The sequence below is a fragment of the Arthrobacter sp. TE12231 genome, assembly GCF_054062895.1.
The window spans coordinates 1575818-1598374 of sequence record NZ_JBSSFS010000001.1 but is presented as its reverse complement, the minus strand read 5'-3'; the positions used below and the strand labels follow the sequence as shown (position 1 = coordinate 1598374).

19 protein-coding genes and 1 pseudogene are annotated in these 22557 nt (G+C 65.4%); 14 read left to right on the top strand and 6 right to left on the bottom strand.

All coding sequences use genetic code 11. The features are described from left to right. Positions 1-28: 28 nt before the first annotated feature. Positions 29-1372, bottom strand: coding sequence for a putative Ig domain-containing protein (locus ACVWYS_RS07260; RefSeq protein WP_456508843.1), 1344 nt, complete (start codon positions 1370-1372; stop codon positions 29-31). 73 nt (positions 1373-1445) lie between these two features. On the opposite strand from ACVWYS_RS07260, the gene ACVWYS_RS07255 reads away from it, so the two are divergent. From ACVWYS_RS07255 to ACVWYS_RS07230, 6 genes are all read left to right on the top strand, one after another. Continuing rightward, positions 1446-1769 (top strand): hypothetical protein, encoded by a 324-nt coding sequence (locus ACVWYS_RS07255; protein ID WP_456508842.1) that lies wholly within the window; start codon positions 1446-1448, stop codon positions 1767-1769. Between the two features lie 273 nt (positions 1770-2042). Beyond that, on the top strand, positions 2043-3275 hold the full coding sequence (locus ACVWYS_RS07250) for an amidohydrolase (protein ID WP_456508841.1): 1233 nt from the start codon (positions 2043-2045) through the stop codon (positions 3273-3275). A gap of 132 nt (positions 3276-3407) precedes the next feature. After that, on the top strand, positions 3408-4514 hold the full coding sequence (locus tag ACVWYS_RS07245; RefSeq protein WP_456508840.1) for a T6SS phospholipase effector Tle1-like catalytic domain-containing protein: 1107 nt from the start codon (positions 3408-3410) through the stop codon (positions 4512-4514). 29 nt (positions 4515-4543) lie between these two features. Next, positions 4544-6454 (top strand): hypothetical protein, encoded by a 1911-nt coding sequence (locus tag ACVWYS_RS07240; RefSeq protein ID WP_456509562.1) that lies wholly within the window; start codon positions 4544-4546, stop codon positions 6452-6454. Between the two features lie 2 nt (positions 6455-6456). After that, complete coding sequence (locus ACVWYS_RS07235) at positions 6457-7749, top strand: MBL fold metallo-hydrolase (protein WP_456508838.1); 1293 nt, start codon at positions 6457-6459, stop codon at positions 7747-7749. Positions 7750-7877: 128 nt separating this feature from the next. Then, a complete protein-coding gene (locus ACVWYS_RS07230; protein ID WP_456509561.1) occupies positions 7878-9692 on the top strand; it encodes a DUF222 domain-containing protein in 1815 nt (604 codons plus the stop codon). A gap of 39 nt (positions 9693-9731) precedes the next feature. Here the strand turns inward: ACVWYS_RS07230 and ACVWYS_RS07225 are convergent, their stop codons facing one another. Then, positions 9732-10076, bottom strand: coding sequence for a cupin domain-containing protein (locus ACVWYS_RS07225; protein ID WP_456508836.1), 345 nt, complete (start codon positions 10074-10076; stop codon positions 9732-9734). A 253-nt stretch (positions 10077-10329) separates the two neighbouring features. Between ACVWYS_RS07225 and ACVWYS_RS07220 the strand changes: the two genes are divergently transcribed. The 5 genes from ACVWYS_RS07220 (at position 10330) to ACVWYS_RS07200 (ending at position 15198) form a co-directional block, all read left to right on the top strand. After that, positions 10330-11001, top strand: a complete 672-nt coding sequence (locus ACVWYS_RS07220) for a DNA alkylation repair protein (protein ID WP_456508835.1) — start codon at positions 10330-10332, stop codon at positions 10999-11001. A 197-nt stretch (positions 11002-11198) separates the two neighbouring features. After that, a complete protein-coding gene (locus ACVWYS_RS07215) occupies positions 11199-12047 on the top strand; it encodes an SDR family oxidoreductase (protein WP_456508834.1) in 849 nt (282 codons plus the stop codon). Between the two features lie 204 nt (positions 12048-12251). After that, on the top strand, positions 12252-12758 hold the full coding sequence (locus ACVWYS_RS07210) for a hypothetical protein (RefSeq protein WP_456508833.1): 507 nt from the start codon (positions 12252-12254) through the stop codon (positions 12756-12758). A gap of 194 nt (positions 12759-12952) precedes the next feature. Continuing rightward, a complete protein-coding gene (locus ACVWYS_RS07205) occupies positions 12953-13477 on the top strand; it encodes a DUF2087 domain-containing protein (protein ID WP_456508832.1) in 525 nt (174 codons plus the stop codon). Positions 13478-13746: 269 nt separating this feature from the next. Continuing rightward, positions 13747-15198 (top strand): phospholipase D family protein, encoded by a 1452-nt coding sequence (locus ACVWYS_RS07200; protein WP_456509560.1) that lies wholly within the window; start codon positions 13747-13749, stop codon positions 15196-15198. 294 nt (positions 15199-15492) lie between these two features. Here the strand turns inward: ACVWYS_RS07200 and ACVWYS_RS07195 are convergent, their stop codons facing one another. Beyond that, positions 15493-16599 carry an IS110 family RNA-guided transposase gene (locus tag ACVWYS_RS07195; protein WP_456509559.1) on the bottom strand — a complete coding sequence of 369 codons (1107 nt, stop codon included), beginning with the start codon at positions 16597-16599 and terminating at the stop codon, positions 15493-15495. A gap of 560 nt (positions 16600-17159) precedes the next feature. On the opposite strand from ACVWYS_RS07195, the gene ACVWYS_RS07190 reads away from it, so the two are divergent. Then, positions 17160-18209 (top strand): IS110 family RNA-guided transposase, encoded by a 1050-nt coding sequence (locus tag ACVWYS_RS07190; RefSeq protein ID WP_456509558.1) that lies wholly within the window; start codon positions 17160-17162, stop codon positions 18207-18209. 126 nt (positions 18210-18335) lie between these two features. On the opposite strand, the gene ACVWYS_RS07185 is transcribed toward ACVWYS_RS07190, so the two are convergent. Then, positions 18336-18941 (bottom strand): cysteine hydrolase, encoded by a 606-nt coding sequence (locus ACVWYS_RS07185; protein ID WP_456509557.1) that lies wholly within the window; start codon positions 18939-18941, stop codon positions 18336-18338. Positions 18942-20438: 1497 nt separating this feature from the next. On the opposite strand from ACVWYS_RS07185, the gene ACVWYS_RS07180 reads away from it, so the two are divergent. Beyond that, on the top strand, positions 20439-20702 hold the full coding sequence (locus ACVWYS_RS07180; protein ID WP_116768562.1) for a cyclase: 264 nt from the start codon (positions 20439-20441) through the stop codon (positions 20700-20702). Positions 20703-20891: 189 nt separating this feature from the next. Beyond that, positions 20892-21177 (top strand): annotated as a pseudogene (locus tag ACVWYS_RS07175) (IS110 family transposase); the annotation flags it as partial. A 248-nt stretch (positions 21178-21425) separates the two neighbouring features. Here the strand turns inward: ACVWYS_RS07175 and ACVWYS_RS07170 are convergent. Together ACVWYS_RS07170 and ACVWYS_RS07165 are read right to left on the bottom strand one after the other, a co-directional pair. Then, entirely contained in the window at positions 21426-21728 is a 303-nt protein-coding gene (locus ACVWYS_RS07170) for a hypothetical protein (RefSeq protein ID WP_456509556.1), read from the bottom strand. 113 nt (positions 21729-21841) lie between these two features. Continuing rightward, positions 21842-22297 carry a DUF4304 domain-containing protein gene (locus ACVWYS_RS07165; RefSeq protein ID WP_456509555.1) on the bottom strand — a complete coding sequence of 152 codons (456 nt, stop codon included), beginning with the start codon at positions 22295-22297 and terminating at the stop codon, positions 21842-21844. Between the last annotated feature and the right edge of the window lie 260 nt (positions 22298-22557).

Below are 22557 nucleotides of genomic sequence, written 5' to 3'. Positions count from 1 at the left end.
TCGCGTCCGCCGAGCCAGACGTCGGGCGTCAGGCGTAGACGCGGACCCAGTCGACCTGCATCTGGCTCGGTTTGGTGGCGGTCCCGTCCGGGAACCAATCGAGCTGGATGGTTTGGTGCATCCCGACTGGCGGCTGGTGCGCCGGGTCCGTGTCGGTGAACCATGGGACTGCGTCGATGTAGCCGGTGATCCCGGACGGGGTCCACTGGACCGCGTAGTTGTGCCACTGGGTTGTGTCGATCGTCTGGGCTGCCTGAGTCTGGAAGTTCGAGCCGCTGCACGCGTAGTGCAGGAAGAACTTGATCTTGCTCGTATCGGACGTTCCTTCGGCGTAATCAATCTCCGCGCAGTTGGGCGACGTGTTGTTGTTCGGCCAGAGGATCAGGACTGGATGGTACTTCGGATCCCGGTCGCTGGTTCGCATCCGGGCCTCCCAGCGGCCGTACTGCTGCTGGGCAAACCTAGCCGACATGCCGCCGGTGGTGCCGGCCGAGTCACCGCTGACGGTGGCGACACTGCCGTCCACGGCCCAGGCGTTCGGGCTCCGGATCCCGTTCCCCGCATGTCCCGTGCTGTTGTACACATTCCATTTCAAGGGATTCGGCGCGCCTGTATAGGTGAACTCATCCCCGGTTACTACCGGGCCCCAACCGAAGACGACGGCGGCCTGGGTACCGTCGGGCGACTGCGCGGGGTTCACGGTGATGGTTAGCGAGGGCGTGACCGCGTCGGGGCTGACCCCGTTCGTGGCGGTGACCGTGAACGTTGCCGGGCCCGCCGTCGTCGGGGTTCCGGACAGGACCCCGGTGGTGGAGTTCAGGCCCAGCCCCGCGGGCAGGGCACCGGACGAGACCCGGAAGGTCGGGGCCGGGTTCCCTGTCGCGGCGAAGGTGTAGGTGTACGCGGCTCCCACCGTCGCCGTCGCCGGTGGCGTGGCCGCGGTGAACACCGGCGCCGAGGGCGGGGTCGGGGCGGGCAGAATCTCGATCAGAGACATATTCCACTTGTCCGTAGTCGGAGCGGTGTCATTGATTCTCACGGACGACGGCGCTGTCGCCGTACCGGGCACGGTCTGGCGCTGCGTCCAGAACGTGTCACCGTTGCTGGCAAGGAACTCATCTACCTTAGTTTGACCGCTTCCGACTGTACGGGCGATGGCCCTGCTCCAGTCGTTTCCCACGCCCCAGACCCAGGAACCGGTGCGGGTTGTCGTGAGCGAAGCGCTGGGCGCACCCGTGGGCCCGTTGGCTCCCGCGACTGCTCCATCGGTGGCCGTGTCCGCGCCCGTGAACGTCGCAACCGTTATGGACGCCTGGTAAGACCCGTTGTGCGTAGCCGTCACAGTGGCGTTCGTGAGGATGCTGCTCGCCACCGCCTGCCAGATTTCAGCCGTCCCATACTGAACGTTGGTCCGTTTACGCAGGCGCCAGGTGAGCCCTCCACCGGTGACCGAGGTGAATTGCTGGGAACCGGTGACCGCCGGGCCATCAGCGCTCACAAATGCGATCAACAATTCCTTGGATTGGCTGGTTGTGAAAGCTGGCGATACCACAGATCGCGAAATCGAAGACTGGTGTTTACTGACAACCTTGTCTGTCGCCACACCAGTGGCTGCCTTGGCGGGCAGCGGCACCAGACTGAAACACACTATTGCGGCGATGACTATTAAACGTTCCAAAATCGCTCGACGCATGAATTCCTCGCAAGTCGTCATTGAAGTGAAATATGCTCTGCCGGCCAATGCTGAAGGACCCGCGATGACCCAATAACAATGTGGGATAAAAGCCCTGACTGCGGCGCGATTGCGTCATGCCGCCGAATTCATCCGGCCGGAATAACCGGCCACGCAGAGGCCATCTTAACGAGTCAGGAGTCGCCACCTCCTGAGTGGCGGCTACGTGTTAATATCCGGTTCTTACCCGTCAGAGCCTTCGCGTTACTCGCCCCTGGCACTACAAATATGGCTCCACGGGCCTAGTCTGGTTTCTATCTGTTGCGCCCGGCGCACGCGGGCGTTTTGAAGCTCCGAGAGCGAGATGCGCATGAGCAGTTCCGAGACAGTTTTGGCAGGCCTGGAATCCGAGCTCGGCTGGTTGCAGGAGATTTACACCCGGCTTCACCGGCATCCCGAACTGAGCTTCGAGGAGCATGAGACGTCGAAGATTGTCGAGGAGAAACTCACTGCCTTCGGGTATTCGGTGACCCGTATTGGAGGAACGGGCGTGGTCGGCGTCCTCGCGAACGGGGTCGGCCCGGCTGTTCTGGCGCGCGCCGACATGGACGCACTGCCTGTCACGGAGGCCACGGGGCTGTCCTATGCGTCGGCGGTGAACGGGATCATGCATGCGTGCGGTCACGACCTTCACGTCAGTGCGTTGCTCGGAGCCGCCAAGCTCATGGCGGACGGGCGTGGAGCCTGGTCCGGAACCTACATCACCCTTTTTCAGCCGGCCGAAGAAGTCGGGGCAGGTTCCCAAGCAATGATCGACGACGGACTTGTCACCAAAGTGCCACGGCCCGACGTCGCCTTTGCCCAGCACGTGATGCCAATACCGGCGGGGACAGTCGCCACCACCATCGGACCGGTCCTCTCCGCCGGCGATTCGCTCAAGATCACGGTGTACGGGAAAGGCGCGCACGGCTCGATGCCGCACATGTCCGTGGACCCGGTAGTCATGGCCGCCTCAATAGTGCTCAGGCTTCAGTCGATCGTCTCCCGGGAGACGAAGCCCGGCGAGTTCGCCGTCGTCACCGTGGGGGCGCTCAATGCCGGGGCGACATCGAACATCATCCCGGACCGCGCCACGCTGCTGCTGAACATCCGCACGTACGACGCCGGAATCCGGGCCGGCGTGCTCGCCGCGGTTGAGCGGATCGTCAAGGGCGAGTGCTCTGCCGCCGGATCGCCCCGGGAACCTGAGTTCGAGTATTACGACCAGTTCCCGCTCACCAGCAACGACGCAGCTGTGACAGAACGGGTGCGGACGGCGTTTACCGCCCGCTTCGGGGCAGAGGTTGTGCGCACGGCGGAGCGGCAGACGGCGTCCGAGGACTTCAGCCGCATTCCGGACGCGTTCGGCGTGCCCTACACGTTCTGGCTCCTCGGCGGCGCGGACCCCGATGCTTACCGCGCTGCGGCCTCGAAGGGAACAGTGGCCCGGGACATCCCGGCGAACCACTCCCCCTCCTTCGCCCCCATGATCGAGCCGACTCTGTCCGTGGGCGTCCAAGCCCACGTCGTCGCCGCACTGTCCTATCTCTCCCGGGACGGGTGACGCCCTGCGGGAAGCCGGGTGCACTTGAGTGCTGACCCGGTTCGCAACTTCCTCTTCCCTTGGCGGCGCTGGAGGGGGATGATCGGCTTCAGGTGCGGCAGGTGCGGTACGTGCCCGGCGGGGAGGTTTCAAATGTCCCGGAATCTGGTGGTGTGTCTGGATGGGACCGGTGCGCAGGTGCGCGCCAAGGGCAACACCAACGTCGTCCTTCTGTACGAGCTACTCGATCATTCCGATCCGACTAAACAGATCGCCTACTACGACCCTGGGGTCGGGACGTTTGCGTCTGCCGGGGCGTGGACTCCTCTCGCCAGGTCGATCTCGCGGGTGGGCGGGCTCGCGTTCGGGTGGGGTCTGCGGCAGAACCTTGGGGAAGCCTATGCGTGGCTGATGCAGAACTGGGCCCCCGGGGATCAGATCTTCATTTTCGGGTTTAGCCGCGGCGCGTATACGGCTCGTGCCCTCGTGGGGATTCTTCGCGCCATCGGCGTGATGCGTCCAGGTTCGGAGAACCTCGTTCCGTATGTGGTCGCCACCTATGCCCGTCGGGGCGGTGAAGGGAGGATTGACTGGGACGAGGTGCACCTCACGTCGGAAGTGTTCGCGCAGCACGTCGACGGCAAATCGACCGTGCCGGTGAGGTACCTGGGCGTGTGGGACACCGTCAAGGCTGCAGGGTTCCTCCGATGGGAGATCCGCTGGCCTTTTACGCGCGAACTCCCCAATGCCGTGCGAATCCGCCATGCAGTGTCGATCAATGAGAAGCGGGCTCCCTTCAAGGAGTACCTGGTCGACGCCCGCACGGACGGGTCCCTGGAAGAGGTTTGGTTCGCCGGTGTGCACAGCGATGTCGGAGGAACCTTCGTCGACAAAACACCCGCCGGCCAGGCAGCGCGCCCGGGGAAGCCGACCCCTGCTCCGCGGCTTTCGAGAATCGCCTTGAAGTGGATTATCGAGGGCGGGATTGCCGAGGGTTTGTTAGTTCGATCCCGCGCCGTCGGTGCCGCCTGCGCGGTCACCCCTGCTGACGCGACCGCGGAGCTGCACCGCCGCGGCCGGGCATGGGTGCTGCTCGGCACACGCAACAGGAAGGTCCCCGCCGGCGCCGCCGTCCACGCCAGCGTGAACACCCGGGCCGTGGCCGATCCAACGTTCAAGGCACCCGCCAATGTGGTCTGGGCCGATCCGGACTGGGCCGGGCAACAAGCGACGCCTGCGTCGGCTCGGGCTGAGCAGTGACTCCCGCGAGGAGGGACCGGCCCGAGGCCGTGTTGCCGGCCCGGCGGCTACTTCGTGCGTATGCGTTCGATCCGATGTCGACCCGCCTTTCCGGCAGGTTCCTCACGATCGACATCCCGTTCGAAAGGGACCTCAGGCCCGGCCCGGCCGGCCGGCTCTTGCAGGTCGTCGACTATGACGTGGCCCGTGACCTCTGGTATTTGCCGGTTGACCTGAACGCCGCCGCCATCCTCGCCCAACGGGGTATGCGCCCCTCGGAAAGCGATCCAAGAACCCATCAGCAAGTCGTCTACGCAGTGGCGATGAGCGTGATCGAACGCTTTGAACGATTTGGCGGCTTCCGCTTCCGCTGGCGTGGCGACGACAAACTCCGCCTCGTCCCGCATGCGTTCGAGGGACGTAACGCCTACTTCGACAAGGACCGGCGGGCTGTCCTTTTCGGCTACTTCCGTGCCGACGAGAGGGACCCTGGAGCCAACCTGCCGGGCCAGATGATGTTCACCTGTCTGTCCGTTGACGTGGTCGCCCATGAAGTCACTCATGCCATCGTGCACCGCATGCGCAAGTACTTTTCCGAACCCACTCACCCGGACGTGCTCGCATGGCATGAGGCAATAGCCGACCTCGTTGCACTGTTTAACCATTTCGGCTTCCCCGAAGTCGTCTCCGATGCCGTAGCGAAATCGGAAGGCACCCTCGAGAAGGGGTCGGCGCTGCTGGATCTTGCAACCGAGTTCGGCGCGTCCACCGGACGCGGTGCGGCACTGAGGTCCGCGATCGGATCCCCCCGCACCCCGGACGCGTTCCTGAAATCCGTTGAACCACACGATCGCGGGGCGTGCTTCGTCGCCGCCGTCTTCGACGCGTTCATTGACACCTACAAGTCGCAGATCGCCGATCTCCGACGTATCGCCAGTGCAGGCACCGGGGTCCTGCCGCCGGGAGCGCTCCCAACAGACCTGGTCAATCGCGTCACCGCCACGGCGGCGATGAATGCCGACCGTTTCCTGGAAATGGTGGTCCGGGCATTCGAATACCTCCCCGTCGTCGACGTGACCTTCGGTGATGTCGTCCGGGCGATCGTCACCGCGGACCAGGGACTCTACCCCGATGACGCCGGACACCTCAGGGCAATTCTTGTCGAGGCCTTCCGTCGGCGCGGTATCTACCCGCCGGGAGTGACCTCCCTCGCTGACGAGGCCCTCGTCTGGTCCAAGCCGCCACTGGACATGAACCTGAGAGACGGGATCAATGCCATCGACCTGGCACCCCTGATCCTGGAAGCAACACTCGACCTCGACACCGGCAGCACCGTCTATTTCGCCGACGATTCTGACACCACTCCGGCCACCGGGCATGCTGTTCCCGGTCGGGCGGTTCCCGGACAGGCGCCACATGGCCAGTTGACGTCACAGCCCGATGCCAGACACCTTCAGGAGCTCATTCGCGGCTGGGGAGTAGAACACGCCTATGAACTTGGCCTGGACAAAGCCGCAGGGAAGATCGAGATGGTCAGTGCCCGGGTCGTCTACCTGTGGGCCTCCGACGGGCAACCCCGACCGATCGTCGCCATCCAGTTCGCCCAGCGTCGCGACGACCTGGAAGATCAGCGGACCGACGACGCCGGCGCCCAGATCCCGCCAAATCAACGCGCAGCGATTCGCGCCGGCACCACCGTCATCGCCCGCGTGGACGGACAGGTCGAATTTCTCGTCACCAAACCGCTGCCGCTTTCGGACCACACAAAACTCGACGACCTGTCTGGGGACATCAGAGGCTGCGCACTGGACTTCCACGAGGCCGGCACCGAACGGCTGCGGTCGATCCGCGACTGGATGGGCGACGTCGAAGACATGGACGCGCTCTCGGCCTGGACCGTCGAACCGGCAACCCTCCGACTCTCCTTCGCGCGCCTGCACGCCGGCCAGGACGGAGCCTGAGCATGCCAGCGTCCTCCGTCACCGTCCGCATGTACGACGTCGGCTTCGGCGATGCCTTCCTGGTCACCGTCAAACGCGACGATCAGGCCTGGCGGATGCTGGTGGACTGCGGCGTCCATAGCCTGGGCAAGGCGCGGCCCCTCCTCGACGTCGTACGTGCGATCATCTCCGACCTCACCGAGGCGGCCGCACCGGGAGGACCCCCCACTCTCGACGTGGTCGTAGCAACGCACCACCATGCCGACCACATCACCGGATTCGCCTACGACGACTGGGAAAAGGTCCAGGTCGGCGAAGTCTGGGTGTCATTCGTCGAAGACGATTCCGACGACGACGCCAAAAGACTCAAGAGCGGTCTCGCCCGCGCAGCAACAAGCTTGAACACCCTGATCGGCCGTGCGCCCGCAGCGCTGAACGACGAAGCACGAACCCTGGCTCTCGGGGTTGCCGGCACTCTGGCTCTGAATTCGCTGGGCAACGAGGACGCCATGGACCGCCTGCTCGGACGCAACGGCAAGCACTTTCTCAACGTCCCGACGGTCCGCTACCTCCCGGACAGGATCGCGCAGCTCAACGTCATCCGCACGCCACTGCCCGATGTCACCATTCATGTCCTCGGACCCTCACGTGACCCTGACCAGCTCAAACTCATGAACCCTCCCGCGTCTGCCCGCTGGCTTGCCATGCAACAGGCTCTGGATGCCGAACCCGCGAGCGACTCCCCCGGCAGCCAGACGCCTGCTGCGCCCCTTTTCGCCGGGATCTACAGTGTCACGCCCGACGAAGTGAGCCACGACATCGGAATCGAACTTCTCAGCACCTTGGCAACCCTCAACCTCGGAGCCCTCCTCGACGACGCGAGCGAACTTCTGGCGGCGGCCTCCATCCTCGAGCGCTCCGTCAACAACACCAGCATCTACTTCGTTCTCGACGTCGAGGGCACCAGACTCGTCTTCGTGGGCGACTCACAAGAAGGCGCCTGGGACCATGTCCTTCAAGACCCGGCGGCCCGCGCTCTCGTCTCAAACCCTGCCTTCTACAAGATCGGCCACCACGGCTCCCACAACGCCACCCCACGCGATTACGTCACCAGCGCCATCGGCAACCAGGGAACTTACGCGATGCTCCCCTACGGGAAAGTCGAGCAGTGGGGCGACATCCCGAACGGGGCACTGCTGGCCGCATTGACCACCGTGAACACCCACATCGTCAGGGCTGATGCCCCAGTCGCAGACGCCCGGGTTCACGTCGGACCCGGCAACCTCTGGAGCGAGATCACCTTCCCCGCGACGTGAATGAGGCCAGACCTCGCCAGACGTCCGGCACTGCGGTGTTTTTCAGAGGACCGGCAAATTCATCAATATTGCCGGCGTCCCGTCGGAGCAGCATCAAGATTGTCGGTGCCTCTTCATAGACTTGGGGTATGAGAAGCAGGGTGGCGTGGAGCGGGGACAGCGGGGTGGCGGTGGAGGCCGTTGCCGCGTCTGTGGCTGTGCTGGTTGCCTTGCTCGGGTCCGGATCCGAGGGCCCGGACCGCTCTGATTCGGCCGCCGCCGATGCCCAGCGGGATGCGGGCGCCCTGCGGGATGCGGGTGCCGTGCGGGGTACTGGTCCCGGCGCCGGTGGTGATCCGTTGCGGGATTTGGCGGATGGGTTGTTGGACGGGTTGGCTGAGGTGGCCCGGTTGGAGGCCCGGACGGCGGCGCTGAAGGTTCAGTTGGCCGCCGATTACGCGCGGGCGGCGAGGTTCCTGGCCCCGCCGGCGGGATCTGTGCGGGACCGTGCCGTCCAGGAGATGGCGCTGGTCGCCGAGGTCGCGTGTGTCCTGACCGTGAGCGAACGCGCCGCCGGGGCGCTGTTGTCCGAGGCCCGGGCGTTGACGACCGGGCTGCCGCTGACCTGGGCGGCGTTGCGGGCCGGGACGATTTCCTGGCAGCACGCCCGGATCCTTGTCGAGGAAACCGGCGGCCTGGATTCTGCCGGGGCGGCCTCGATGGAGGGACATTTCCTGGACCCGGCCGCGCCCGGGGCGGCCCGGGGCTGTGCGGCCGGGGGGCTCGTGCCGTCCCGGTTCCGGGCCAAGGCCCGCACCTGGCGCGAGCGCCACCATCCGGAGAGCATCGAGGCACGCCACACCGTGAGCGTCGCGGACCGGCGGGTGGAGTTCGTCCCGGACCGGGACGGCATGGCCTGGCTCTCGGCCCGGCTCCCGGCCGAGACCGCGGCCGGGATCTGGGAACGGACCACCGCCGCCGCCCGGGCCCTGCAGGGCCCGGCCGAGACCCGGACCCTGGCCCAGCTCCGCGCCGACATCGCCGCGACCTGGCTCCTCACCAACGCCACCGGCGGAACAGGCGACGGCACCACCAACGTACTTGCCGGCGGGGGCACCACCAACGGACTTGCCGGCGGCGGGACGGGCGGGTGTGTGGGCGGGGGTGTTCCGGTGCCGCGGGCGCAGGTCCTGGTCACCGTGCCGGTCCTGTCGCTGCTGGGCCTCACGGACGAACCGGCCGTCCTGGACGGGTACGGTCCGATCCCGCCGTCGATGGCCCGCCGCCTCGTCGCCGGCGGCGCGGGTTCCTTCTACCGGGTCCTGACCGATCCCCGGGACGGGGCGCCGCTGGAAATCGGGCGGAGCAGCTACCGTCTGACGGCGGCGCAGCGGCACTGGCTCCGGCTCCGTGACGGCAGGTGTCCGTTTCCCGGCTGTAACAACCATTCCCTGGACAACGAGGCGGACCACCTCCTGGCCTGGGCCGACGGGGGCACCACGGGTATCGCCAACCTGGGCCAGCCCTGCCCGAAACACCACCGCCTCAAACACTCCTCCGCCTGGACACCCGTCGGGGCCACCACAACGAGCCCGCCGGGCTGGATTTCACCCTCAAAACGCTACTATCCGAGCGAGCATCAGGACTGGGAACCGCCCCGCTGGCCCGCCCACCTCCCGATCACGAAAACAGACACAGACCCACGGGCGGAGCGAGGCGTGCCCGCGGATCCGGACCATCTCCCGGGCCCGGGCCCCACCGGGCACCCAGACCAGAACCGCATCCAGGACCCCATCCAGGATCCCGGCCAGGATCCCGAGCCGGAACTGCCCCCGGATCCCTTCCCCGACTGGCACCACTTCACGGCCGGGCACCCATTCCCCGCCGCAGACACCGACGACCCCGGCTGGCCGGCACCCCTCGACGACCCCACCCACGAATCCGCCCTGTACCAATCCGCCTGAACGACAAGTCGCGGGTCGATTCCGATCTTGGGCCTGACCTTAGTCTTGCCTGACTATGTCGACCGAGATCTCCAACGCGGGAATCGTTCCTCTGTTCTCCAGCCAGTGAGTGGTGTCCCTGTTCTCGGGCCAGCCCACCCCCGGCCCGTAGTCCGTAGTGACTCCATTCCTATGGTCGGTGATCGTTCCTTGCAAGATGTAGACGATGCCTGGTCGGTCTATATGGTCGTGCACCGGGCCGAAGACTCCCCCTGGCTCGAAGGTCACCATACGCATTCGAAGCTGGCGACCGGCCATGCCCTCGATCTCGGGGCCGAGGTCAACCGTTGCAAGTAACTCCGACGTGACACCTTTCGTCTCAGGTGCCGCTTGGTCTTCGCTCATCGCGCTTTCCTCTCTGCACTTCCAGGGGCTAACGTTCGACCTTCAACACGAGCTGATCTCCGGATTGACGTGCCCGACGTCACGTCATTGAACCATGGAACCGGAATCGGCGTCTGGGAGTTTTTCAGATTCTTTGACCCTCGGGGTTTGGCCAACACCCCTCTTCAACCGCATCCCGAGTGCGCTCCTGACGGCGCAGGCTGACCGGTTTCCAAGTAGGCTCAACCTCATATCTGATGAACAGGAGGCCGAGGTGGCCGAGACGACGGTGGCCGAAGTGATGGCCGAACTGGCCGATCTTGAGGACCCGAGGGCACGCGTGGTGAACGAGAAACACGGTGACGATCACGGTGTGAACCTCGGCAAACTGCGTGCACTCGCGAAGCGGCTGAAGACCCAGCAGGACCTCGCGCGCCAGCTTTGGGAGACGGATGACACCGCTGCGCAACTGTTGGCTGTCCTGATCTGCCGCCCGAAGGCGTTCGAACGTCAAGAGTTGGACTTCATGTTGCGCCAGGCGCGCAGCCCCAAGGTGCACGACTGGCACGTGAACTACGTGGTGAAGAAGAGCCCGCACTCCGAAGAGTTGCGCCTGACCTGGTTGGCCGACCCGGATCCGGTAGTGGCTAGTGCCGGCTGGGCGCTGACCAGCGAACGCGTGGCGAAGAAGCCCGAGGGCCTCGACCTCGCAGGACTGCTCGACGTCATCGAGGCAGGGATGAAGGACGCCCCGGACCGCCTGCAGTGGGCAATGAACCACTGCCTGGCCCAGATCGGGATCGAGCATGCCGAGCACCGCGCCCGCGCCATCGACATTGGTGAGCGCCTGGAGGTGCTCAAGGATTATCCGACTCCCCCGAACTGCACATCTCCGTTCGCGCCCATCTGGATATCCGAATTGGTGCGCCGACAGCACGATAAATAGGAGCGTTCGCACTCGACTGCGACCCCTGCTAGCTCTTGACGGCAATCGAGCAATCCGCCGGAAGCACGCCGCATTGGGACGCCTTGAGTCCCGAAGGAACTTGTCCGGCCGGGCTGCCACCTGCGGATCCGGCAATATTCCGGCCCTCTGCGCGTCTCGCTCTTGCTCTCTGCGGCCGTTGCGCGTATGAGAAGAGCATGGGTTCGCAACGAGACGTCCTCCGCGGCCGCGTGGCGGTCGTGACTGGCTCGACACGCGGTCTGGGGTTTGCAATGGCCCGGCTACTGGGGCATCAGGGCGCGACGCTGGTGCTGGCGTCCAGGTCGGAAGTGGACGTCGCGGCCGCCGTCGAGCGGCTGCACACGGAAGGGATCGCGGCGTCCGGACGTCACTGCGACACCGGTGAGCTGGCCGACGTCGAAGCCGTGCGCGACGAGGCCTTAGGCCGCGGGACGCTCGACATCTGGGTCAACAACGCCGGAGCCTCAGGTGTCTACGGGCCCACGGCGTCCACGCCGGTCGATGACTTCACGCGAGTGGTGCGCACGAACATCCTCGGCACGTTCCACGGGTCGAGGGTTGCGTTGCCCGTGTTCCTCGGCCAAGGCCGCGGCGATCTCGTCAACGTCTATGGCCACGGCGACCAGGGGCCGGTCGCGCTGCAGAACGCGTATGCGTCGAGCAAGCGCTGGGTCCGCCAGTTCACCGAGACGTTGCGGCTGGAGACCAAGGGCACCGGCGTCCGGGTGCATGGCATGAATCCGGGATTGGTGATGACAGACATGCTGGGGCACGTCACGTCCCAGCCAGGGTACGAGCATCGACTGGGCGGGCTGCAGGTCGTCGTCGGGCTCTGGGGGCAGAACCCTGACGACGCCGCGCGCCCTCTCCTGGACCTCGTAACGTCGGACGCCGCCGAGTTCCGGGATCTGACCAAAACGACCATGGTGACCCGCGGGGTGCGCAACGTGCTGGCCGGACGCCTCCGTCGCGCCAACCGCATGCCCCTGGACGTCACCGTCCTGGACGCGAACCGCCAGGGCTAACTGAAGACCGGCAGCCGTCCATCGCGAGTGTAGCCGGCACAAAATTGGGGCCCGAAAAACTGAAGTCACAGCATTCGCCAAGGTTCTGCCAAGCATCGGCGCTTCCGGTTGAACGACTCTCTGCTTCCACTTTAGGCTGACGGCAACCGGCGAGCGAGATCCCCGCCCGCACGGCCCGGGCCACTCATCATTGGAGTATCACGCATGTCGATTGCAAAGAAACTGGGCGCTGTAGTCCTGACCGCCGCCGTTCTCACCGGTGCAGGTGCCGGTGTCGCCAACGCGGCTCCGAGCAAGGCCGCACACTCGGTCTCCGTGAAGGCGTCCGCAAAGGCCACTGAGGCAAAGGCCAAGGCGCAGTTGAAGAAGCAGGCAGCCGCCGCGAAGCTTGCCGCTGTGAAGGCCAAGGTCACGTCCCTGAAGGCTGCCGCCGAGGCGAGGAACGCTGCCGCCGTTGCGGATGTCGCACAGAAGCACGCCGCCCAGGAGGCCAAGAAGGTCGCCAAGAAGGCCACCCAAGCCCAGAAGCGTGAAGCCACGGCAGCGAAAGTGGCAGCCCTAAAGGCAGCCGCTGACGCGAAAGCTGCAGAGGAAGCCGCCGCCGAAGCTGCGCAGGCCGCCGTCGAGGCCGACGCGGAAGCTGCCGAAAAGGCGGCAGAATCCGCGGCAGAGACCCCTGTCGCGCCGGTGGAGGATCCCGCCGACGCCTGATCCGAACGCCCCTGGCTGCACCCCCTTCCGATACACCGGCCACCATCTGGCGGCCTTAGGGAAGGGGGTGTTGCCGTGTCCCGACACTTTTGCCCACTCTGTCCGTCGCGTCCGCGCCGGACTACGATCTTGCCTATTGACCAGACACACGCTGACCGGCACAGAATGGGTGGTCGCAGAGTGAGGAGAAGGCTGTGACCGGAGGGACGCGGCTGAGCGGACCGCACTGGCGGCGAGTGGTGGCGGCCCTCGCCAACAAGGACGCGCGGACCGTCTACGCGCAAATCGTACTGGGCGCCAAGCTCGCCGACGTGGTTGCTGATCTGAATGACCAACGGCGGAACCGGGCCATCGCCGCCCTGCTCGAGTCAGGGCTCGTCGAACGGAATGCTGCCAACGAACTGGAGGCGTCTGAGGCGATCTTCCGCGACCTGCTCACGCAGCAACCCCGGCGACAGGCGCAGACCGGAGTGGCTCGCTTCATGCGCCTAGGCAGAATCGATCGGTATCCAGCCAACATGGCGGAACGGCGGGAGCTCCTGGCCTGGATTGCCAGCGAAGCAATCGAGCCGGGCGAACACCTAACGGAAAAGCAGGTAAATGAACGGCTCCTCAGTTATACCGATGACGTCGTGATGCTGCGCCGCTACATGATCGACTTCGGGCTATTGGAACGGACGCCCTCCGGCTCCTCCTACTCACGGCCCGACAAAACATAGGCTTGAACCGGACGCTGATCACCCTGTCGATGGCATTGGTCAGCACAGTCGTAGGCTATTTTTTGAGACCGGACACTAGCAGCAACGGGCCCCGAAAGAAGGACTGAGTGGACAGTAATGCTGGTACGTGGTTTCTGAGTCGCGCCGAGCGGGGGAATCTGGCCACAGACGTCCACGCGGGGGGTGCCGGATCGCTGTCCTGGTCGGAGGGCAATCTAGTGCGGCCCCTGATTCATGGAGCAACCTACTTCGCCCGACTGCATGAGGAGTTGACGGCTCTGCAGGCGGGAGACCGCGTGTGGTTCACCGACTGGCGCGGCGACGCCGACGAGCGGCTGCTGGCCGACGGACCGTCGATCGGCGACGTGCTCTCCGGCTTGGCCCGCGCAGGCGTGGAAGTGCGGGGCCTTGTCTGGAGATCCCACGGAGAGCGCGTATCGGCCCCGATCAGCAGCCGATCCAACGAGCTGCTAAGTCATCAGATCAACGACGCCGGCGGAGAGGTGCTGCTGGATCAGCGTGTACGCCTCTTCGGCTCCCATCACCAAAAACTCTTCGTCATCCGCCATCGTGACAATCCGTCGCGGGATGTCGCGTTCGTTGGCGGGATCGACCTTTCCCACAGCCGTCGGGACGATGCCGGCCACGCGGGAGACCCGCAAGCGGTGGACATGGATTCCCGGTACGGGAAACGCCCCCCGTGGCACGATGCGACCCTCGAACTGCGTGGCCCCGTGGTGGCTGATGTCCTGGCAGTGTTTGCTGAACGGTGGAACGACCCCCATCCCCTGGACCGGCGCACCCCCTACCGGATGCTGCTGCAACGTCTGGCCCGTATGCCCCGGCACCCCGAACCGCTCCCGGAGACTGCGCCGCCGCCCCCACCGGCGGGCCCTCACTCCGTGCAGCTGCTGCGCACCTACGGGGTGAAACGTCCTCCGTTCCCGTTCGCACCCGAGGGGGAACGCAGCATTGCCCGCGGCTATGCGAAGGCCTTCGCCCGCGCTCGCTCGCTGATCTACATCGAGGACCAGTACCTGTGGTCTACAGAGGTCGCAACCGGAATTGCGGAGGCCCTCGAACGGAACCCCGAATTGAACGTGATCGCCGTCGTGCCCCGCTACCCCGACTCCGACGGTGCTATAGCAGGACCGGCTATCCGGATCGGGCAACTGCGTGCCATCAGGATGCTGCGCCGGGTCGCGCCCGACAGGGTCGGCGTGTTCGATCTGGAGAACAGCGCCGGAACCCCGATCTACGTCCACGCCAAGATCTGCATCATCGATGACACCTGGATGACCTGCGGCTCAGACAACTTCAACCGCCGATCTTGGACCACCGACAGTGAGCTCACCTGCGCCGTACTCGATGCCACTGCCGACAACCGGGAAACTCCCGGCACAGACTCGGGCCACGACGCTTCCCGCCCGTTGGCCCAGGGGCTCCGGCTCCAACTCTGGGCGGAACACCTGGGCCTAAACCAGGACGATCCCCGGCTCCTTGATCCGGGGGCCGGGCTCAAGCTTTGGAACTCCACCGCAGACGCTCTCGACCAATGGCACGAATCCGGGCAGCGCTCGCCTCGCCCCGCCGGACATGCGCGCCTCCACACCCCAGAACCCGTGTCCTCCCTCCAACGTCTCTGGGCGGTTCCGCTTAGCCGCCTCGTCGTGGACCCGGACGGCCGCCCCCGTCGGCTGCGTGGCACTACAGAGTTCTGATATGTAGTTCTGGTTGTCAAGAGGCATAGATGAGCGGCTCCTGGGATTTGGTTCCGGGGCCGCTCATCTGGTGCCTGCCGGTCCGTGGTGAAGGGTGTTGGCGGGTCGTTTCGACTGCAGTGTCAGACTGATATTCGCGGGTTGGCTACCGCATGACGATTGTTCGGCTGGAGCGTTTCGGTGTCTAGGATCGAGCGTCGACGGGGCCGGGCCGTCTGCTCATAGAACTCTCCCGGGTTAGCTCCTGGTGCTGCCATCACACGTCCACCCCGTCCCGGTGGCACGTTCATGGGTTCAGGCCGCGTTCATGCGTTCTCCTCGCTGGAGCGGGGCTGCCAGTGACCAGCACCAGCCGGCGAGCTCGCGGGCGACCGCAGTGTTGGCCTTGACCGGCATCTTGTCGCGCTCATCGAAGTGCTCCCACTTGCGGTGCAGCCGGTGATTTCCTTCCAGGGCGCGGATGCGTGTCGCCGGGGCGACGAGGTCAAGTTGGCGCAGCAGCCGTTCCCCGGGCCGGGCATAGGGGCGCCGGTGCTGCCAGGCGGCCTCGATGAGGAGTTTGCGGGCGTAGGTGTTCCCTGCCTTGGTGATCGGGCCCTGGTGCCGGGACTGGCCGGAGGATTGCTCGCTGGGGACCAGGCCGAGATAGGAGCCGATGGTTGAGCCGGTGAACCGGTTCCAGTCGCCGATCTCCACGGCGAGGCCGTACGCGGTCGTGATCTGGATGCCGCGCAGACACATCAGCGCGTCAATGACCGGGGTGTAGCGGCACGCAGCGGCCGTGGCGGTGACCTGCTTGTCGATCCGTGCCAGGTGGGCGGCCAGCAGTTCGGCCTGTTCGACATCGGCCTGATAGCTGAACTGGAGGGCGGGTTCGTCAAAGTGCTGTCGGTGCAGCCACAGACGGTGTTCCTTCGTCCACCGGGTGTCTTTACGGTAGCGGATGCCGTGGCGCAGCAGGATGGCGTTCACGTGCTGGCGGGCGTGCGCGAGGTCCTTGGCCGCGCCGGAGCGCAGCCGGGACAAATCCCGCAGCGCTTCTTCGTCAGGGTCCGGGATGCGCACCTCGGTGACCGAGCCGACCGCGAGCATTTCGGCCAGCACCCGGGCGTCCCGCCGGTCGGTTTTCACCCGGTCCCCGGGGGCGCGCAACAGTTTCGAGGACGCCGTGACGACGCAGTCGATCCCCGCGGCCCGCAGGTGGCGGGCCAGGACAAACCCTGTGGGGCCCGATTCGTAGACGACCTTGACCGGCGGCTCGAACCGGCGGACCCACTCCAGCACCACGGCCGGATCGGCGGTCATCGTGTGTCGTGTGATTTCGCCGGTGTCCGGGTTCAGCGCATGGCCAACGACGTTGACCGCGTGAACATCCAGACCGATGAAAGTATGCTCGAACATAGCCGGGACCTCCCAACTTCACATGTGGCACTACCATTGCACCCCCGACAGGGCCGCGCAGGCCACGGGAGCCGCTAATGGCAACCCACGGACGCTGTGAAACAGAAGGCCCCGGCCCCCGTTCCTGCCGGAATCTGCCCGTCCGGGATAGAGGACATCACCGCCGGGGGTCCAGGTCCCGCAGCGCCGCCCTTCATCCGGGGGCAGCGAGCACCCCAAGCCGGCGCTGCAGGACCGCCCGGCGATAATGGGCCGGCCCCGGACCGGCAGGATCCGATCACACTTCATATCTCTAATGGGTAGTGACCGGCCCGAGGTTGGTTGGCAGACTGCTTTCCGGGACCGCCTGGGCGTGACTCCCTTCATATCTGACCCGCTCTGCGGTGTCTTATAGACGACCTGTCCGCCCCCGAGGTCCCGGGAGCAGTCGGCCCACTCCGATGGCTTGATAGAAGGCTGTCCGCTTCGCCCCGGTGGTGCGGCGTGACTCGTTAGAGATTTGCCTCAGGGTGATCCTCCGGCTGGTTTCGACCGCACCCCATCGGGACAGGAGCGAGCACATGACCACAGTCGCAGAACAGTACACACACGTCGTCGGCGTGGACACACACGCCAAAACCCACACATTCTCAGTTCTCACCACCGCCGCGGGCGCGGTGATCGAGACCGACACGTTTCCGGCCAGCGCGGCAGGCATGAGCCGGGCGGTGGAGTGGATCCGCCGCCGCACCCAGTCCGGGAACGTCCTGGTCGCGGTCGAGGGGACGAGCTCCTACGGGGCCCGGTTGACGCGCCTGCTCGAGGCGGAGCGCTTCACCGTCTGCGAGGCCAGGCCGCCCCGGCGGCAGTCCCGCCACGCCCACGGCAAATCCGACGCGATCGACGCCGTCGCCGCCGCCCGGACCGTCCTCGGAGCGGCCACCACAGAACTCGTCAACCCGCGGGCCGAGGGCCTGTGGGAAGCACTGCGGATCCTCCTGGCCGCCAGGCGCTCGATGGACACCCAGCGCACGGGCGCGCGCAACGCGCTGACCGCCCTTCTGCGGACCCTGGACCTGGGAATCGACGCACGCTCCCCACTGACCGGTGCCCAAGTCGCAACGGTCCAGGGCTGGCGGGCAAGACAGGGCGACGGCGCTGCCGCCACTGTCGCGCGGGCCGAGGCACGGCGGCTCGCGTCCGCCGTCATCGCCCTCGGCACGGAACTGGAGGCCAACCAGCTGGCCCTGGCCGAGCATGTCCAGCTCATGGCCCCGGGAATCCTGGACATCCGTGGGGTCGGCCCAGTGACCGCGGCGATCATCCTGGCCGCGTACTCGCACCATGGCCGTGTCCGCTCGGAAGCGGCCTTCGCAGCACTGGCCGGCGCGAGCCCCATCCCGGCGTCCTCAGGCAGCACGCACCGGCACCGGCTTAACCGCTACGGAGACCGCCAACTCAACCGCGCCCTGGACGTCGTCGCCCGGACCAGAAGCCTCACAGACCCCGCCACCCGCGCCTACATCGAGAGACGCACCGCAGAAGGCAGGAGCCCACGCGAAATCCGCCGCTGCCTCAAGCGCTTCATCGCCAGACAGATCTTCCGCCAACTCCAAACACTCATGGCTTGACTCGACGCCATAGAAGGGTCGTCTAGGGAGGCCGGTGTGGGCGCGGGCCCCAAATAAGGGCGGAGGCAGAAGAAGGACCGCACCATGGCTTCGTGCCGGACGGTGCGGCCTTAGTCCTCTGCAAAGCTAAGACAGCCGGCTGGAGAATTCCTCGGCAGTCATCGGGGTGGAGAACATCGGGTAGTCGTACGCGATCGCGTTGTCGTGTTCCTCAACCGATGTTGCAGCGACACAGTCGCTCAAAGTCACGACCTGGTACCCGTTCTCGTAGCCACTGCGCATGGTTGATTCGACGCAACAGTTCGTCAGGAACCCTCCCAGGACGATGGTGGTGATGCCTTTGCTGCGCAGGATGAAGTCCAGGTTTGTGCTGGCGAAGGTGTCGAGACCCCTTTTACCTTCAATGACGATGTCGCCCTCGGCCGGCGCCAGCTCGTCGATGATGGCCGCACCCCAGGTTCCCTTGACGAACACGCCACCGTCCACGACCCCCTTGAGGATCCCGTACGGATGCTTGCCGAGCTCGTTGTAGCCCTCGGCAAAGGTGATGGGCGCGTGCATTACCGTGACACCGGCCGCGCGGGCCGCCTCTACAACGCGAGCCGTATTGGCGAGCATGTCCGTTTTTTCCATGACCGGTCGGACAGCGTCATGCAGCCCGCCGCCCTCGGACGTGAAATCGTTCTGGTATTCGATGAGTACAACGGCGGTGGTGTTCAGATCAAACTTCAAGGCATCCTCCTGATCGGCGGTGACGCGCCCGCGGCAATGCCGACGGTCGAGGTCAGACTAGCCTCGGCCCCCCGCACAGGACAAGGGCCCGCGTTGACTCATGGAAAAGGTCCGTGGAGCCGGGTACGTTGCCTCATCTGAAAAGGTCCGGGAACGACGGGGCCGTGGACATCCTTGAGGGATGGGACTGACGATGAGCCAGCGGAAGGCTGTCACGGTGATCAAGGCCAGGGCGTATGCGAGTGCCGGCCGGTGGGTGATTCCGCAGGCCCACCCATTCGTCCAACCCGACAACGTTCCCCCGGATCCGCGTTGTCGCGGTCAAACCGGACCAGAGCATTTCCGATCACCTGTACCGTGTCGCGCGCGCCGCGCGGAGGCTGGCTGGCCGTGCTGGCCGGGGGCGCATCAGCCGGTGGCCTTGAGCCCTCTGCCCCAGACTGGACTCACAAAGCGGGCCCTGCACGACTTGCCGCGCAGGGCCCGCTTTAGTGGCAGCTACTTGGAAGACTTCCAACCAACTAGACGATGCGCTTCTTCCAATATGGTCGACGTCTCACAACGAACGACGACGCGACGGTGAGATGTAAATCAATTTGGAAGAACTTCCAACAAGGAATCGCCGGGATCGCGCGGATGCACGTGCCTGCGAACCGGGTCATCTCGGCCCGTCTAATTGGAAATTTGTGGCGCCGGTTCCGTAGTTTTGCCGAATCTCTCAGGTGCAGTTCCGACGTGAGAGACACGCTGCCCATGGTGTACAGATCTTCGTAATCACTTCAGCCGCGAAGGAGATGTGTTCGGGCTTGGAATCCCCCACCTAATCGGCAAGTTCACCGGGGCAGTGCACCCGCGCGCCGACGGCGGGCGGGACACGTCGGTCGCCTCGGGATCATGGAGCACTCCCCCGCCCGGCGGGCACCGTGCCACTTAGTCGCCGGCATGCCCGTCACCCCGGAGGTCGTGGCCACGGTCTGGCACAAATGGTTCGGCACAGCCTCGGTGAACCGGAAGAGCCCACCACCAAGGTGGTTGCCCTGGCCGCTGACCTGCAGCCGGCACGCCACCGCGGACCGCCGCGCCGAACAGGTCGCCTACGCCACGGTCAAGAGCGCGTCGGACCTGCAGCTGATCGCCCTGCCGCTGAACCGGCTCCTGGGCCTGAAAGCAACTGCACGACTACGGGCTCCGGGACAACGGGATGGCCGCCCAGGCTGCCGCAGCCGGGATCCGCGTCGGTCAGGCAGGCGACAGGAAGCTCGCCAGCCGCAACGCCGCCGCACACTAGTCGCCCCGCCACCGCTCGCCCCAGTCCCCGTCCTGGCCGGAGTTCGGTCGCGTACCCATCCGGGCCACCCAGTGCCTTGGCCGGCAGACGATCCATCCCCGCTGATAGCCTCTTCCCCGGAGCAGGGCACCGGCGTAGCTTTGGCTCTTGTCCAGCGGCGCCGGATCCTTCGACTCCGCGCACAAACACTCAACCCTGAGGAGTCCTCAATGGCACTCTTAGCCATCCAGCACCGCGTCGCCGACTACGACACCTGGCGCAAGGTTTACGATTCAGCGGCAGACATGCAGAAGTCCGCCGGCGTGACAAGCGAGTCCGTCCACCGGATGGCCGATGACCCTGACACCGTCTTGGTGCTCCACTACTTCGATTCCGTCGAGAAGGCGCGCGCCCTCGCTGCCAACCCGGAGCTAAAGCAAGCCGTCCAGCGCAGCGGCATCGTGGGCGAACCGCGCATCGAAATCTACGAATAGGGCAGTCGGCGCTACCTCGGGCCCCGCACGGCCTGGCCACCGACGGCCGGCGCGGCCGCGTCCACACATGGATCGTCAGACCTGCTCCTGCCCAGTTCGTCTCCGGCGGGTGAACTGCGGAGCCGCAGCGAAGCGCCGGCGATAGCCGAGACCGTGGACAACGTTGGCGGTGGAGGCAGGAGATGCGCGGTCGCGGCGCCGTCCAAACTCCAGCGACCCTCCGGGGACCGGGTGAAGACCGATGCCCGGGATACCGAGCATCTGGCCCGGTTGACCCTGCCGGGCCAAGTCTCCCGGTGCGGGTCCCTGCCCCTCGCAGGAGGCAGCCCAGGATCTGGTGCGGGCCCGCGAGGACGTCCGCGCGGATCTCATGCGGGCCAGGAACCGGCTCTCCAAGCTCCTGCTGCGCCACGGCCTGGTCTCTCCCGGCGGCGATGCCTGGACCGACGCCCACCACACCTGGCTGCACCGGCAAAAAGCAATTCGGCAATAAGGCCAAGAGCGCAGATCCTCCTTGATGCGGAGTCACGAAGCCCTGCGAGTCGGGTACTGCCATAAATCCATGATGCGTATTGCCAGTCATCCAACCCGCCCACCAGGGCGTCATCTCTGGGAGATCGCTGGCTCATGCCGATCGACCAATGTGGATCTTGAACGGATCATGGCCGGAGATTCTTATGTCGATGGTCGATACGACATTGAGCGCCACGAAGAGCAGGCGTCCTAGAAGTCGGACCGCCGCCATGGCTCCCCAACCGCTTCACGCTCGGCTTCTTGATTCGGGCGAAGATCAAGCACCTCCGCCACCGACGGGTCGTAATCGACAACGTGTCCGATCCCGACGACACGGTAAGAGCTCGCGTCGTCTGGATGATCACCACCGCACAGTGCGCACCAATCACTGTCCGGGCGTGTCACATACAGCACCGGCCGGATCCGATCGAAGACGTGGATGCACACATACGACTTCGTCTCGTAAGGGAGTTGTGGCTGCGATGTCGGAATCGTCACGGGTATCCATTCCATTCGTCGAGGGTTTGCGCGCCCTTCTGACGGTTGCACGTTCGACAGAGGTCCCAGATGTTGTCGATGTCTAAATGGTCCCTCGAGTGACGACAGCAATGAGCTGAAGACGGCACCTACGCGGTCAATAGCTCTCTCGCTGGACCCATGACCAGCGACGCGGCGACCACCTTCTGCGCCGCCTCGTGGCGCAGACTGTTAAGGCTGGCAACCGCCTCCAGAACAGGCCCCAGGTGGGTAGTGAAAAAAGCCAACAGATTCTCGGACCGCTCACTTTCAAGCATCGGCACGTCGAGGTCCAGCAGTGACGAGAGCCGGCCCTCCTCGCTTCCAGCAAGCCTCGAGAGGCGCGTCCGTAGATGGCACGCCTGCTCCTTCGGGGTCTTCACCTCTCCGAGGGGGCGCAGCCATAGTGCAAGGTTCACGTAATACTGCAATCCGTACCGCGACTTCTGCAGTTCGACCACGGTGATCACCTCATCAGTGATTCGGTACCACGATCCGCTCCTCTTCGAGAAGCCGGCGCCCTTCATGAAGCCGTCAAAGGTTGCTTGAATGACGTTCGAGGTCATGATCCTCCGTAGGTGGCGACAGATCCAGTCCACGGTACATCGCCTGGATACATGTGGTTCAGTACATCCCTGCAACCAGCCGGCGGCCACGTCGAATCGAGTGCACGCTTTTTCATACGCGTGCCATCGTGCTCCGAGTTCGCATGGACGGACTTGCGAAGGGTTTCGCGTTGGGCGCCGACGTAACAAGCCCCGCACTAAAGACGTACGGGGCCTGCTGCGGCGATTACGGCCAAAACCAACTAGGTCGGCCGACGGCC

Coding starts and splice junctions, on each gene's coding strand:
- ACVWYS_RS07250 (WP_456508841.1), top strand. CDS start 2,043: ATGAGCAGTTCCGAGACAGTTTTGGCAGGCCTGGAATCCGAGCTCGGC.
- ACVWYS_RS07245 (WP_456508840.1), top strand. CDS start 3,408: ATGTCCCGGAATCTGGTGGTGTGTCTGGATGGGACCGGTGCGCAGGTG.
- ACVWYS_RS07235 (WP_456508838.1), top strand. CDS start 6,457: ATGCCAGCGTCCTCCGTCACCGTCCGCATGTACGACGTCGGCTTCGGC.
- ACVWYS_RS07230 (WP_456509561.1), top strand. CDS start 7,878: ATGAGAAGCAGGGTGGCGTGGAGCGGGGACAGCGGGGTGGCGGTGGAG.
- ACVWYS_RS07225 (WP_456508836.1), bottom strand. CDS start 10,076: ATGAGCGAAGACCAAGCGGCACCTGAGACGAAAGGTGTCACGTCGGAG.
- ACVWYS_RS07215 (WP_456508834.1), top strand. CDS start 11,199: ATGGGTTCGCAACGAGACGTCCTCCGCGGCCGCGTGGCGGTCGTGACT.
- ACVWYS_RS07210 (WP_456508833.1), top strand. CDS start 12,252: ATGTCGATTGCAAAGAAACTGGGCGCTGTAGTCCTGACCGCCGCCGTT.
- ACVWYS_RS07195 (WP_456509559.1), bottom strand. CDS start 16,599: ATGTTCGAGCATACTTTCATCGGTCTGGATGTTCACGCGGTCAACGTC.
- ACVWYS_RS07190 (WP_456509558.1), top strand. CDS start 17,160: ATGACCACAGTCGCAGAACAGTACACACACGTCGTCGGCGTGGACACA.
- ACVWYS_RS07180 (WP_116768562.1), top strand. CDS start 20,439: ATGGCACTCTTAGCCATCCAGCACCGCGTCGCCGACTACGACACCTGG.
- ACVWYS_RS07170 (WP_456509556.1), bottom strand. CDS start 21,728: ATGGAATGGATACCCGTGACGATTCCGACATCGCAGCCACAACTCCCT.
- ACVWYS_RS07165 (WP_456509555.1), bottom strand. CDS start 22,297: ATGACCTCGAACGTCATTCAAGCAACCTTTGACGGCTTCATGAAGGGC.